We start from the raw sequence: 13,766 nt of genomic DNA, 5'->3' as shown, positions 1-13,766 counted from the left end.
AAAGCGCAGAACCACTCGTTAGCGACTGGCCCCAACAACGTCGGCCCACTGGCAATCGAATGTCTCCTGCTCCAATCGCGCCGACAGGTCGGCAAACGAGTGCGGTCGTCCGAACGCATAACCCTGGAGGGTGTGGACGCCGAGGGCGGCCAGCACGTTGGCATGCTCGAGCGTTTCGACGCCTTCGGCGATCACTTCCATATCCAGCGCCCGCGCTATGTCGACCAATGAGCCGACCAGCCGGCGGCTGGGCACCGATTGCAGGATCGGCGTCACCAGCTGGCGATCGATCTTGACCCGATCCGGCCGCAGCTCGAGCAAACCCAGCAAGGAAGCATGCCCGGACCCGAGATCGTCGATTTCGATGTCGATACCGAAAGACTTGATCGCCTCGATGTTCTGCCGCACCTGGTCACTCAGGCTGTCCAAGAATATTGTCTCGATCAGCTCGAAGCTCAATCGACCGGACGGGATGTCATAGCCGTCGAGCTTCGCCGCCAGCTCGGGATCATCGAGACGATCGGCGGACAGATTGACAGACACGCGGATGCCTTCGAGCAGCGCGGATGATTTCATATCCGACAGGACAGCCTTCAGAACGACGTCGTCAAGCTCTGCAACCAGTCCATTCGACGAGGCGATGGACAGGAAATGCGCCGGGGCGAGAATTCCTCGAGTGGGATGATGCCACCGCGCCAGAGCTTCGACACCGTTCACCCGGAAAGATCTGGCGTCGACCTGCACCTGGTAGAATGGGCGGATCTGGCCGAGCGCCAGCCCGGACCGCAGATCCTGGGCCAGCTGCCTTTCGTTCGCCAGCGTCGACGCCATTTCGTCGGAAAAAATCTCGGCCCGATTCCGGCCGTTGCGTTTGGCATGGTACAGCGCCAGATCGGATTGGGAGAGCAGTCTGGCGAAATCGGCGCTCATGGCGCTGGCAACGCCAATCGAGCACCGCACGATGAGCGTCTGATCGCCGACAGGAAGTGGGCTTTCCAGACGTCTCTGAATATGATCGAGCACAGCTATCGTCCTGTCACACTCGTCCTCGGTGATGACGACAGCGAATTCGTCGCCGCCGAGCCGTGCCGCGACGTCACCGGCTGAAATGGCCTCCAGCAGAATTTTACTGACGTGACAGAGAACGAGGTCGCCGACCGCATGTCCGAAGCGGTCATTGATCTCCTTGAAATGGTCCACGTCTATATGAAGAAGCGCAACCTTGACGCTCTCCTGCCTGGCAAGTTCGGACAGGGCGAAATCGAAGCTGCGCCGGTTCAACAGGCCGGTGAGGTGATCGTGATCGGCCGCGAAGCGCGCCTCCGTCCGGCTCCGCTCCAGCTCCTTGTTGAGAAGCACGTCGTCCGTCACATCCCATTCGGCGCCCACAAAGCATGGATCGCCGGCGGCATCGACGAAATAACGAGCGCGCGAACGCAGATAGCGGGTCGCGCCATCCGGCCGAATAATGCGAAACTCGGATGCATAATCCGATTTGGTTTCGATCGCGCGCAGAAATATTTCGTTTGTCGCCACCAGGTCGTCAGGATGGATACTGTCCAGCCAGATGACATCGAGCGGCGCTTTCGGAACGCCATAGATCAATTTGAGCTGTTCATCCCATCGCGTCTGATTTCTTGCGATGTTGTGCTGCCAGATCCCGATCCCGGACGCTTCAAGGGCCAGCCCAAGCTGGCGAAGCAGGTTCTCAAGCTCGACATTCGTCCTGGATCGTTTGTTGCTCAAGGCGATCTCGCTATTTCGTTCGCCCGAATGTCGCATCGAACATTTTAAAGAGTGCTAATCGAGAGCAACCCGCCGGCGTGATCCGACCGCTGCAGATCCCAAATTCGCCGAATGCCGGGCAATGTCCGGCGTCGGACCAGGGCAGGCTGTGGACAAAGAGCTTCCTCCGGAACCTCTTTGTCCACAGCAGCACAGCCTGAAGCTGCGGCGCCATTATTCTCATCAGGGAGTCTTCCCTTCAAACTGACAAGACTGACCACGGCGGCAAGTTTACCTTCGCATCGCGGGCCGCAGAGCGACCACTTGCGACGGCATGCGGCTTTCCAACGAGCGAGTATTGGACTGGACATTCGCTGGACCTCTGTCACCATCCAACTGGAACTGATTGACCAGTTCGCGCAGGCGGCTTGCTTCTGAGGCTAGTGAAGAGGCGGCGGCCGTGGACTGCTCGACCATCGCCGCATTCTGCTGAGTTGCCTGATCCATGTGATTGATGGCGGTGTTGATTTCGGAAAGCCCGGTCGCCTGCTCGCGCGCCGAGGTGGCGATCGCCTCCATGGCTCGATTAATTTCGGCAACGCGTTCGCCGATCGATTTCAGTGACGTCCCGGTTTCGAGAACAAGTTTGACCCCGTGCTCGACTTCGGTCGACGACTTCTGAATGAGACCTTTGATTTCCTTGGCCGCCTGCGCGGCACGCTGGGCGAGCTCGCGGACTTCCTGTGCGACGACCGCAAAACCCTTTCCTGCCTCACCTGCGCGCGCTGCCTCGACACCGGCGTTGAGCGCCAGAAGGTTCGTCTGGAAAGCAATTTCGTCGATGACGCCAATGATATTCGAAATCTGCTGCGAACTGTCCTCGATGCGTCGCATGGCCTGCTCCGCCTCCGACACGATGTTTGCCGAGCGCTGGGCGCTGACATTGGCTTCCACAGAGATATTGCGCGCCTCCTCGGTGCGTTTCGTCGCCATCGCGACATTCGAGGTAATCTCGTCCAACGCGGCGGCGGTCTCCTCGAGGGAAGCGGCCTGTTGTTCCGTGCGCTTCGATAGGTCCTGGGCACCGGATGCTATTTCACCGGTGCCATTGTCTATGCTGTGCACCGTCTGAAGCACGGCGCCGATCGTCGCGCCCAATTGCCGCAGCGAAGTATTGAAATCGTCGCGCAATGCTTCGTATTCAGCGGCAAATCGCTCCGAGAGCTGGAAGGATATGTCGCCCGCGGCAAGGCGCCGGAGACCTCCGCCCAAGGTAGTCGTTGCAAAGCGCAGCTGCTCGGCTTCGCGTTCGGCACGCTGCTGGGCTGCGGCGCGCGCCGCCTCGCTCTCACTGCGGGATTCGGCAGCTTCCTTCTCAAGCCTGACAACGTTGAGAGCATTCTGGCGAAACACTTCAACTGCGCCGGCCATTTCACCGATTTCGTCCGCACGGCCGGCATAAGGAATATCGCTGTCGAGATCTCCAGCCGACAACCGTTTCATGGCGGACGCCGTATTGCGGATCGGATTGGCAATGCCGGAAATCCCAAAGACGATACCCGCGATAGCCACGAGCAAGGCCAGCGAGGCGATCGCAGCAGTCAGCATGAAAGCGGATTTCGCGGAAGCATCACTTGCCGCCACGAAGCCTTCGGTCTGGCTGAGAATGAATGCCACCAGATCCGCTACCCCATTGTTCACCAACTCGGCCTGCGGCTCCATCTTCTCCTTGAACAGCCGGACTGCCTCAGCTGTCTTGCCGCTATCTTCGAGCGCAATCATTTGCTCCGCCAACGCGCGATATTTGTCGATTTCCGGCTTTATCTGATTGATCAACTGGCGCCCGCGCTCCGTGCGCACGCCCTTTTCGTATTCGCCGACGACCGTCTCGAGCCCAGCGGCTGCAGCTTCGATCGCTTGCTTTTCGGTTTTGTCGTTCTCCGCGGTGTCTTCGAGCAAGTACCGGGCGTGGGCAAGTTTCAGATCAAGAAAGTTTGCTTTGATCTCACGCGCTGTCACCAGCCGATGCACCCAGAAGGTACCGACCTGCTCAGCATTTGCGCGAAGCGAGGAAATGGTGTCCAGCGAGACGTAGGACAGACCAAGTATGAACATGCTGATGATGGATAGCTTTAGGATGAGTGCTTGCTTGATGCTCGGGCGTTTCATGCGGGTCTCCTCTTGGGACGGTCGCTGCCGGTTAAGGCAAAATCTCCCATCGGATTCGACAATTTAGTGTTAACTAAACCAAGAGATTCGTTCGGGTTTCGAAATCTCCGGTCACCGCAATTACTTCCGCGATCAATCTCAAGCCAGCTCCACTAAAAGTTACTGGAAAATAACAAGAATTACGACTTTTCCGGGCGCGAAAATCAGCGCAATGGGACGCCTTCAGGCTCCCACTGCGTCGCGATTCGTCAGATTGAGAGCATTGGAACGCAACCGCCCCGTTTGATGCCTTCAGCCGATGAACGTGAGCGTGCAGCCTCCCATAGGGTCGAGCCACCTAATTAGGTGTGGCCAAGTTATGTGCACTGCACAAATATGGCGCTTAGCACGTGCGCTACGCATTCGCACTCGCACAAATGATGATCATATTCTACAAGTGCCCAATAAATAATCATTGCTCAAATTACCGATTTTCTTGTTTTGCTGCCTGCAGTTACTCGCCTTCCTGCGAATTGGCACGCTGGTTGCAAGTCCCCAAACGCCCAGTCAACGGCGACTGAGCAGAGAGGCGCGGCATAGGCGCCGACTTCGACACCGACGTCGCAAGGTTTCTGCTGTGCGGGATCTCCCATTCCGAACGCAGATGCCGGCGGCGTTTTTTTGCGTCCGAACTCAGCAAGCAGAGGGGAACCTGCAGATGAAAAAGATTTCGACTACTGGCATTTCGACAACCGGCATCACCCGCCGCAGCATGCTCAAGACGACTGCGGCAGCCGCCCTGATCGGCGCCGTCAAGACTGCCTTTCCCTCCGGCGCCTTTGCAGCCGGGACGGGTCCTGAAGTGAAGGGCGTCAAGCTCGGCTTTATTGCCCTGACAGACTCCGCGCCGTTGATCATCGCCAAGGAAAAAGGCCTTTTCGACAAGCATGGCCTGCCGGAAACCGATGTCGCCAAGCAGGCCTCCTGGGGCGCGACGCGCGACAATCTGGTGCTCGGCGGCGCAGCCAACGGCATCGATGGCGCCCACATCCTCTCGCCGCTTCCCTACCTCATGCAGACAGGCAAGGTGACGCAGAACAACAAGCCGGTGCCGATGGCGATCCTTGCCCGGCTCAATCTCGACAGCCAGGGCATCTCGGTCGCCAAGGAATATGCCGAAACCGGCGTGCAGCTCGATGCTTCCAAGCTGAAAGCCGCCTTCGAGAAAAAGAAGGCGGAGGGCAAGGAGGTCAAGGCCGCCATGACCTTCCCGGGCGGCACCCACGACCTCTGGATCCGCTACTGGCTCGCCGCCGGCGGTATCGATCCGAACAAGGATGTGTCCACAATCGTCGTGCCGCCGCCGCAGATGGTCGCCAACATGAAGGTCGGCAACATGGATGTCTTCTGTGTGGGCGAGCCGTGGAACGAGCAGCTCGTCAACCAGGGCATCGGCTTCACCGCGGCGACCACCGGCGAGCTCTGGAAAGGCCACCCCGAAAAGGCGCTCGGCCTGCGCGCCGACTGGATCGAAAAGAACCCGAATGCCGCCAAGGCCCTGCTGATGGCCGTCATGGAGGCGCAGCAATGGTGCGAGAGCATGGATAACAAGGCCGAGATGGCCGAGATCCTCGGCAAGCGCCAGTGGTTCAACGTTCCGACCAAGGACGTGCTCGGCCGCCTGAAGGGCGACGTCAACTATGGCAACGGCCGCGAGGCCAAGGCTACCGACCTCTATATGAAGTTCTGGAAGGACGGCGCCTCCTATCCGTTCAAGAGCCACGACACCTGGTTCATGACGGAAAATATCCGCTGGGGAAATCTGCCTGCTACAACCGACGTCAAGGCGCTGGTCAACCAGGTGAACCGCGAGGACATCTGGCGCGAGGCCGCCAAGGATCTGGGTGTCGCCGCAGCCGACATTCCCGCTTCCTCGTCGCGCGGCAAGGAGACCTTCTTCGACGGCAAGGTCTTCGATCCTGAAAATCCCTCCGCCTATCTCGACAGCCTGTCGATCAAGGCCGTCTCCTGATCTCGCCTCCGGCGCGCGCGGCGCGCCGGCCTTCCATTCACGTGAGGAGCGCGCTGATGTCCGCCCTGGCAAACAAAGAAACCCCCGCGATCGTCGCACCCGCCAAGCCGGCAGCGAAAATTCTGTCATTCTCCGGCAAGCAAGGATCGCCGATCGATTTTCGCCGTGCGGCTCTGACCGCACTTCAAAATGTCGTCCCGCCCGCCGTCGTGCTGGCGCTCATCCTCCTCCTCTGGCAGGCGCTCTGTTCATCGGCGGACGCCTCTCTGCCTTCGCCGCATCAGGTCTGGCAGGATAGCTACGACCTCATCGCCTTCCCGTTCTTCAACTACGGTTCCCAGGATATCGGGCTCGGCTGGCGCGTGCTGGTTTCGCTGCAGCGCGTCGCCTATGGCTTCGGTCTTGCCGCCGTCGCCGGCGTCATCGTCGGGGCGATCATCGGCCAATCGGTCTGGGCGATGCGCGGCCTCGATCCGATCTTCCAGGTGCTGCGCACGGTGCCGCCGCTCGCCTGGCTGCCGCTGTCGCTCGCCGCCTTCCAGGATTCCAATCCTTCGGCGATCTTCGTCATCTTCATCACCTCGATCTGGCCTGTGATCATCAATACCGCCGTCGGCGTCCGCAATATTCCGCAGGATTATCGCAACGTCGCCGAGGTGCTGCGGCTCAACCAGCTCGAATTTTTCTGGAAGATCATGCTGCCGTCGGCAGCCCCTTACATCTTCACCGGCCTCAGGATCGGCGTCGGGCTGTCCTGGCTCGCCATCGTCGCGGCCGAAATGCTGACCGGCGGCGTCGGCATCGGCTTCTTCATCTGGGACGCGTGGAACTCGTCGCGCCTTCCCGACATCATCGTCGCGCTCGCCTATATCGGCATCGTCGGTTTTGCTCTCGACAAGCTGGTGGCCGCGCTCGGCAAACTCGTCACCCGCGGCGCCATGGCCAATTGAGGACCGTACGATGAACGCCTATCTCAAGCTCGATCATATCGACAAGCATTTCGATCGCGGCGGCGTGCGCGCCGAAGTCCTGAAGGATATCAACCTGACCATATCCGAGGGCGAATTCGTCTCGATCATCGGCCATTCCGGCTGCGGCAAGTCCACATTGCTCAATCTCATCGCCGGCCTGACGCCGGTGTCTTCAGGCGCCGTGCTCCTGGAAAATCGCGAGGTCAACGAGCCGGGCCCGGAACGCGCCGTCGTCTTCCAGAACCATTCGCTGCTGCCCTGGCTGACGGTCTATGAGAACGTAAATCTCGCCGTCTCCAAGGTCTTCAGCCGAACGAAGACCAAGGCCGAGCGGCATGACTGGGTCATGGCCAACCTTGACCTCGTACAAATGGCGCATGCGAGGGACAAGCGGCCCGCGGAAATATCGGGCGGCATGAAGCAGCGCGTCGGCATTGCCCGCGCGCTTGCCATGGAGCCGAAGATCCTGCTGCTCGATGAGCCTTTCGGCGCGCTCGACGCGCTGACCCGCGCCCATCTTCAGGATGCGGTGATGGAAATTCATGCCCGGCTTGGCAACACGATGGTGATGATCACCCATGATGTCGATGAAGCGGTGCTGCTCTCCGACCGCATCGTGATGATGACCAACGGCCCGGCGGCCCGCATCGGCGAAGTCCTCGACGTCACTATGCCGCGCCCCCGCAACCGCATCGAACTCGCCTCCGACCGGACATATCTGAAATGCCGTGAAGCCGTGCTGAAGTTCCTCTACGAACGCCACCGCTTCATCGAAGCCGCGGAATAGACCCGCGGCGATTGCCAATCGGGGCGCGTTACGCATACTGGCCTGATGCAGCAATCAGACAATGAACCGGCCGCCATCGATATCGTGCTCTGGCAATATGCGAAGAACGGGAGCGATAGTGAGCGCTGGATACGGTCGCTTTCACCGAATGAGCGGGAGCGCGCCGCGACCTATCGCTTCGGACGCGACCGGACCTCGTTCATTGCCGGCCGCTATCTGCTGCGGCAACTGCTGAGCGCGCATACCGAAACGCAGCCTGACAAGGTCGTGTTGCTGGCGGATGCGTACGGCAAGCTGACGGTCGAGGGCCGCGACAGGCTGCAGTTCAGCCTTTCCAATGCCGACGGGCTGGTGGCGGTCGCGATCACTTCAGAATGCGAGCGCGTCGGGATCGACTGCGAACGCGCCGATGCCGAAATCGAAGCAGCGGCGCTGGAGAGCTATTGCAGTCCGGACGAACGGCGTTGGCTCGATCAATTGCCTGCGGGCGAACGGCCGCGTGCGGCCGTTGCCCTTTGGACGCTCAAGGAGAGTCAACTCAAGGCGCTCGGGGTGGGCTTGCGCCAGGATCCCCGCAGCGTCGCCTTTTCCTGGCAGGATGGCATTCCTGTCCTCGTTCAGAGCGCCGAACCCGGCCGGCAATGGCATCACCGTCTGCTCGAGAGCGGCAGCCGGCACGTCGTCGCGCTGGCCGTCCGCTGCCAATCCGGCGCTCCCGGCATTCGTCTCCGGATGTTTCAGGACGAGAGCAGGCCGTCCGAATAGCCGGCCCGCAGCTGATGCGGCATGGCGGAAGCGGCCTCCGTCGCCCAGACCAGCTGCGCATTGTCGGGCTCGGCATCAAAATGCTGCCGGCCGAGAAGCGTGTTGACGATCTTGGCGCTGCGCCAGGCCATGAGGCTGAGCTGCGAGTCGGCGATGCCGTGCGAGTATCGGCCGGCATTCTGCGCAAACAGCCGGTTGGTCCGCGGACCTGCCCACTGCATCGTGTAGTCGTCGTTCAAGGTGGGATAGCCGTTTCTGTCGAGGCTTATCCTTTCGCTGAGCGAGCCGAGCGCATCCGGCAAACGGAACCTGTAGCCGGTTGCAAGCACCACCGCATCGGCATGCAGCACCTCGATCCCGCCGTCGAAGTGGTTGCGGACGATCAGCCGATAGGCATTGCCGTCCCGCTCCATCTGGATCACGTCGCGGTTCGGCGACAGGGATGCGGTGAGGGTGCTCTGATCGAGGTAGCGCAGCGCGTAGAGGCGGCGGTAGATCGAGTGGATCGTCGAAATCGACAGGCCGTCGCTGGTCAGGATCGAGTTCTTCAGCGCCGCCTGTTTCTGCTCGCCGCTGAGCTTGAGATAGGCCTGCACATATTCCGGCGAGAAGACCTGGTTCGAAAACGGCGTGTCGTTGATCGGCTCGAAATTATGGCGCCGGCTGATCCAGATCAGCTCCTTCATCGCATCAGGAGTGCCAAGCAGCGCTTCGACCACCTCGCCGCCGCTCTGGCCGCCGCCGACCACGACGATGCGGGCGGCGCGAAGATCCTTGAGGCGCGACTTGGCCTCGCTGTTGTGGAAGCAATCGGCGCCCAGGAAGGATTTCGCCCAATCGGGCACGAAGGGCGAAGATCCCGTGCCGATCACCAGGTTCTTCGCTTCCTCCTGGCCGTTGTCGAAGCGCAGGACGAAACGGTCGTCGCGGTGCTCCACGTCGTGGATGTCAGTTGCGTAACGCAAACCGTCGACGCCATTGGCGACCCAGGCGAGATAACGCGCGAATTCCTGCCGGGGCACGGCGTCGTAATTGGCGTTCAGGAAGGCGTAGAGCCTCTTATGCGCCACCAGATAGGAGACGAAGGACCAGCGGCTCGTCGGCAGGACCGGGGTGACGAGGTCCTTCAGGTAGGACGACTGCAGCTCGACGCCGGGCATCATCATGCCGGGATGCCAGTCGAAGGCGCCGCGCCGCTCGAAGAAGCGGCTGCGGACCTCGGGCACGGATTCCAGCAGGCAGGCGAGGCTCAGATTGGAGGGACCGATGCCGATCCCGGCAAGATCGAGCGGCTCGTTGAGGGCGTCCCTGCGGGTAAAAGCGACGGTCATGCGTTATCCTTCTCTGTTTCCTTGAGACGCAGGGCAAGCCTTGAATGGAAGGCGGGAGACCCGATCATGTGCAGATGGTTGGTGCCGGTGATGATTTCGGCAGCCCGCGCCCGTGGCGACAGGCGGCGCCAATCGATCAGGTTGAGGCCGCGGTTGAGGCTGTCGTCGGCCGCCCAGGGATAGATCGGCACGTCATGGGGAACGAGCCGATGCTTGCGGAAGATCAGGGCGTTGTCGATCAGCACCCAGAACGTATGCTCGCGGCTGCTGATATCAGGCCCGTCTGTCGGAAGCGGATCCTTCTCGTCGCCGACGAAGCGCAGGAACTGCTCATAGGTACCGGCGTCCATGGTCGACAGCAGCCGGTCCCATTCGGGCCGCATCGCCGTTTTCTGCAGCCATGCCTGCACGTCGCGATGCAGCGTGTCGCGCTCGCCGGGGCGGAAGCGCGGCTTGGCGCCGATCGCGAATTCCGAGCCGAGATCGCAAACGTCGACCATCGCCATCATCCTGACATCGACTTCGTTGCCGAGGGTGCGGGCGGCCTCATAGGCGAGAAGCCCGCCCCAGGACCAGCCGAGGAAAGTGCAGGGCGCGCCTCTGCTATGGGTCCTGATATAATCGACATAGGGCTCGATGATCTCTTCGATCGGCGCGCCGACTTCCTTCTTTTCCGACAGCGAATGGCAAATGAAGCCGGTCGCCGGCTGGTCGGCGCCGAGATAATCGACGAGCTTCACATATTCGCGGGTGCTGACCAGAAGCCCCGGGAAGCAATAGAGTCGCGGCTTGGCGCCGGAGGCGCGCAGCACGATCACCTCGGAGAGATCGCGCTCCTCCCCCTGCTCCATCACGCCGGCAAAGGCGCGGATGGTCGGGTTGTTGAAGATATCGGCGACAGTCAGCGGAACCTTCGGCCGGCGCTGCCTGAGCTGCGTGAGGATGCGGATCGCGCCCAGCGAATTGCCGCCGATGGCGAAGAAATTATCCTCGACGCTGATCGCTTCCAGCTTGAGAACCTGGCGCCAGACATCCAGCACCTCCTCTTCCAGCGCCGTCGCCGGCTCGACGATGGCGCGTTTGACCGGCTGGGGTGCGGGCAGCGCGAAGCGGTCGAGCTTGCTGTTCGGATTGGTCGGCATCTTCTCCAGTTCGACCACGGAGGCCGGCACCATGTAGGATGGCAGGCTGCGTTCGAGGCCGGCGCGCACCGTCTCGACGTCAAGCCTTTCGTCCTTCTTCGGCACGACATAGGCGACCAGCGCCTTTTCGCCGCCGGCATCGTCATCGCGCAGCACGACCAAGGCCTCGCCGACGCCGGGCTGCTGGAGCAGCGCGGCCTCGATCTCACCGAGCTCGATGCGGTAACCACGCAGCTTCACCTGATGGTCGACGCGGCCGACGAATTCGACCGTTCCGTCCTCACGCCAGCGCGTGAGATCACCGGAGCGATAAAGCCGGCCGCCCTCCTTCGAGAACGGGTCGGGAATGAAGCGGTCGGCCGTCGTATCTGCTTTGCCGAGATAGCCGCGCGCGATGCCCTCGCCGCCGATATAGAGCTCGCCGGTCACGCCGATCGGGCACAGGTTGAGGTCGGGATCGAGCACATAGACGCGCCTGAGCCCGACAGCGCGGCCGAGCGGCGCATAGACGCCCTGGAACTTGGTGCCGGCCCTCACCTTCCAGACCATCGGCGTCATGATTGTTTCCGTGGGACCATAGCCGTTGATGAGCCACTCCGATTTCAGCGCCCGCGACAGAAGATCGAAGGTCGATTGCGCCAGCCCCTCGCCGCCGAAGGAATAGAGGCGCATCGGCGGCGCGCCGTCGGTAATGTCAGCCCATTCCGCGAGCTGCTGCAGATAGGTCGTCGGAATGCTCGCATTGTTGGCGCCATGCTTGCGCATCGCCGTCAGCGTCTCCTCCGGCGTCCACAGCGGCTGGTCGGGAAGAATGATGCTGCCGCCTTCCATCAGCGGGTTCATCCACCGCTCATGGCCGCCGTCCGAACTGAAGGGCAGGAAGGGCAGCTCGCGGGATTCCGAGCTCATGCCGTAGACGCGCGAGGTATTCTGCAGATGGTGGGTCAGCGGCCCGTGCTCGACGGCGACACCCTTCGGCAATCCTGTCGACCCCGAGGTGTACATGACATAGGCGAGCTGGTCCTTGTGCGTCGGAACACAGAGCGGCGTATCCGGCTCGCCGTCGAGATCGAGCTTGTCGAGTTCGAGGACGGTCGCGTCGAGCTCTTCCGGCAGGCGGTGGCGCAGCCAGCTATGGGTGAGCACGATCTTGACGTCGCCATCACGTAGGATGTGGTGGTTGCGCACCGGCGGATGGCCGGGCTCAACAGGAATATAGGCGCCGCCGGCCTTCAGGGTGGCGAGGATGCCGACGATCGCCTCGGGCGAACGCTTGATGAAGATCGCGACCGTCACTTCGGCGCGAACGCCGAGCTGCCGCAGCCGATGCCCGAGGCGGTTGGTGCTCGCCTCCAGCCAGCCATGGCTCCACTCCTCGTCGCCATAGACGATCGCGGTGTTCTCGGGCGTCCGGCGCGAATGGGCGGCGATCAATTCATGCACCGGCCTGTCGTCGTTGACGACGTCATCCTCATAGGGTGCAGACAACCAGTCGAGCTCGTCGCTGCCCACGAGTTCGATATCCTTGATCCTGAGATCGGGCTTCGCGACGATCTGCTCCAGCACCAGGCAAAAATGCCGGGCGACACGGGCGATCAGGGCGCCGTCATAGAGATCCCCGGCATAGTCGATCAGCCCGTATGCGGCGCCATCGGCACGCGCCTCGATCACCAGGGAAAGCTCGCTGTCGGCACGTGCGCCCGAAGGTTCCAGGTTCGTCGCCTGCCTTGGGACCGGATAAGGCTCGCGGAATTCGAACAGAGCCTTGACCACGGCTTCTTGCGCGGCGGCCTCGTCGACGACCAGTTCCTGCGTGATGCGCTCCAGCGGCACGAGGCGGGCAAGCCCCTCCTCCGTCACCGACGAGATCGCCGCGACGACGTCGTCGAGCGAGTGCCTGGAGGTCAGCGAAAGCACGAGGGGAAGAACCTGTTCGGCGCGGCCGCGGCTGGCGAAATGTTTGGTGCGCGGCCGCGCGACGAGGAGGCCGGTCAGCAGGGAATAGTTGCCGCTGTAGCGCGCCAGCAGGGCGCAGAAAGCGGCATGCAGCACGCGCTCGACCTGAACGCCCTTGCGCCCCGCATGCCGTTCGAGTTTGCCCCAGAGCTCGGGCTCGATCGAAAACCGATGCTCCGCGCGCGCCACGCCTGCCAGCCCGCCGCTGTTGAAGCGGGTCGGAAAGGTCGAGGCGGCATAGTCGAGGCCGATCGCATCGCGCCAATAGGCAAGCGCCTGCCGCGCCTCATCCGTCTCCAGCCAATCGGCCTCCCGCGTTCCGGCGGCGATTTCCAACGGCTGCACGTCGCCGGCCGGTTCGCCATCGAGAATGCGGGCCAGCGACCTCGCCAGGACGGATGTTTCGCGGTCGTCGCAGATGATCGGATGCAGCACGATCGTCAGCAGCGATTGCCCCTCGGCAAGCCGGATGATCTGGATGCGTGCGCCCGGCCCCTCCAGGAGATCGAAGCGCTTGTCGCGGAAGGCTTTCCGTGCGGCCAAGGCATCGAGCTCGGAGAGAGCCGCGCCATCCTTTCCGAGGATCTCGACCGGCACTTCGCTCGACGCGCCGCGATATTGCTCGATGCGGCCGCCCGCCAGCCGGCGGAAGCGGAAGGCAAGCGACGGATTGTCCGCCACGAGCGCCCGGCAGGCGCCGGCAATCGTCTCGATGTCGATCGCGGCACTCAGCCGCAACCCGATGACCTGATCGGGAAAGACGGTGTAATTGCCGATCTGCTCCAGCGACCAGATGCGCTTCTGCGCAATGGTCAGCGGAAAACTCTCGAAGACGGCGTCCACTGCGTCGGTCGGGCGGGCATCGGCGAAATTGGTGATCTGCTTGTTCATCTTGCCATCCAGAGGTTT

8 protein-coding genes are annotated in these 13,766 nt (G+C 61.9%); 4 read left to right on the top strand and 4 right to left on the bottom strand.

The annotated features are described in order from the left end of the window. Positions 1-18: 18 nt before the first annotated feature. Positions 19-1,782: a putative bifunctional diguanylate cyclase/phosphodiesterase gene (locus EFD56_RS00945; RefSeq protein WP_012490146.1), complete on the bottom strand. Its 1,764-nt coding sequence runs from the start codon at positions 1,780-1,782 to the stop codon at positions 19-21. Between the two features lie 234 nt (positions 1,783-2,016). Continuing rightward, on the bottom strand, positions 2,017-3,894 hold the full coding sequence (locus EFD56_RS00940; protein WP_012490148.1) for a HAMP domain-containing methyl-accepting chemotaxis protein: 1,878 nt from the start codon (positions 3,892-3,894) through the stop codon (positions 2,017-2,019). A 697-nt stretch (positions 3,895-4,591) separates the two neighbouring features. On the opposite strand from EFD56_RS00940, the gene EFD56_RS00935 reads away from it, so the two are divergent. From EFD56_RS00935 to EFD56_RS00920, 4 genes are read left to right on the top strand one after another with little or no spacing between them, the layout of a single operon-like run. Beyond that, complete coding sequence (locus EFD56_RS00935) at positions 4,592-5,905, top strand: CmpA/NrtA family ABC transporter substrate-binding protein (RefSeq protein WP_012490150.1); 1,314 nt, start codon at positions 4,592-4,594, stop codon at positions 5,903-5,905. 56 nt (positions 5,906-5,961) lie between these two features. Further along, positions 5,962-6,855, top strand: coding sequence for a nitrate ABC transporter permease (gene ntrB / locus EFD56_RS00930; protein ID WP_004669136.1), 894 nt, complete (start codon positions 5,962-5,964; stop codon positions 6,853-6,855). A 10-nt stretch (positions 6,856-6,865) separates the two neighbouring features. Beyond that, positions 6,866-7,663: an ABC transporter ATP-binding protein gene (locus EFD56_RS00925; protein ID WP_010021888.1), complete on the top strand. Its 798-nt coding sequence runs from the start codon at positions 6,866-6,868 to the stop codon at positions 7,661-7,663. 45 nt (positions 7,664-7,708) lie between these two features. Further along, entirely contained in the window at positions 7,709-8,428 is a 720-nt protein-coding gene (locus EFD56_RS00920; RefSeq protein WP_126904435.1) for a 4'-phosphopantetheinyl transferase family protein, read from the top strand. Here EFD56_RS00920 and EFD56_RS00915 read toward each other — a convergent pair. Further along, entirely contained in the window at positions 8,401-9,759 is a 1,359-nt protein-coding gene (locus tag EFD56_RS00915; RefSeq protein ID WP_126904434.1) for a lysine N(6)-hydroxylase/L-ornithine N(5)-oxygenase family protein, read from the bottom strand. The genes EFD56_RS00920 and EFD56_RS00915 overlap by 28 nt on opposite strands. Continuing rightward, complete coding sequence (locus EFD56_RS00910; protein ID WP_126904433.1) at positions 9,756-13,748, bottom strand: non-ribosomal peptide synthetase; 3,993 nt, start codon at positions 13,746-13,748, stop codon at positions 9,756-9,758. The genes EFD56_RS00915 and EFD56_RS00910 overlap by 4 nt, the downstream gene beginning before the upstream one ends. Between the last annotated feature and the right edge of the window lie 18 nt (positions 13,749-13,766).

Origin of the sequence: Rhizobium phaseoli (genome assembly GCF_003985125.1) — a bacterium.
GTDB classification, from domain to species: Bacteria; Pseudomonadota; Alphaproteobacteria; order Rhizobiales; family Rhizobiaceae; genus Rhizobium; species Rhizobium phaseoli.
The sequence above is the reverse complement of the archived record's forward strand: the minus strand, read 5'-3'. Positions and strand labels throughout refer to the sequence as shown.

Coding starts and splice junctions, on each gene's coding strand:
- EFD56_RS00945 (WP_012490146.1), bottom strand. CDS start 1,782: ATGCGACATTCGGGCGAACGAAATAGCGAGATCGCCTTGAGCAACAAA.
- EFD56_RS00940 (WP_012490148.1), bottom strand. CDS start 3,894: ATGAAACGCCCGAGCATCAAGCAAGCACTCATCCTAAAGCTATCCATC.
- EFD56_RS00935 (WP_012490150.1), top strand. CDS start 4,592: ATGAAAAAGATTTCGACTACTGGCATTTCGACAACCGGCATCACCCGC.
- ntrB (WP_004669136.1), top strand. CDS start 5,962: ATGTCCGCCCTGGCAAACAAAGAAACCCCCGCGATCGTCGCACCCGCC.
- EFD56_RS00925 (WP_010021888.1), top strand. CDS start 6,866: ATGAACGCCTATCTCAAGCTCGATCATATCGACAAGCATTTCGATCGC.
- EFD56_RS00920 (WP_126904435.1), top strand. CDS start 7,709: ATGCAGCAATCAGACAATGAACCGGCCGCCATCGATATCGTGCTCTGG.
- EFD56_RS00915 (WP_126904434.1), bottom strand. CDS start 9,759: ATGACCGTCGCTTTTACCCGCAGGGACGCCCTCAACGAGCCGCTCGAT.
- EFD56_RS00910 (WP_126904433.1), bottom strand. CDS start 13,748: ATGAACAAGCAGATCACCAATTTCGCCGATGCCCGCCCGACCGACGCA.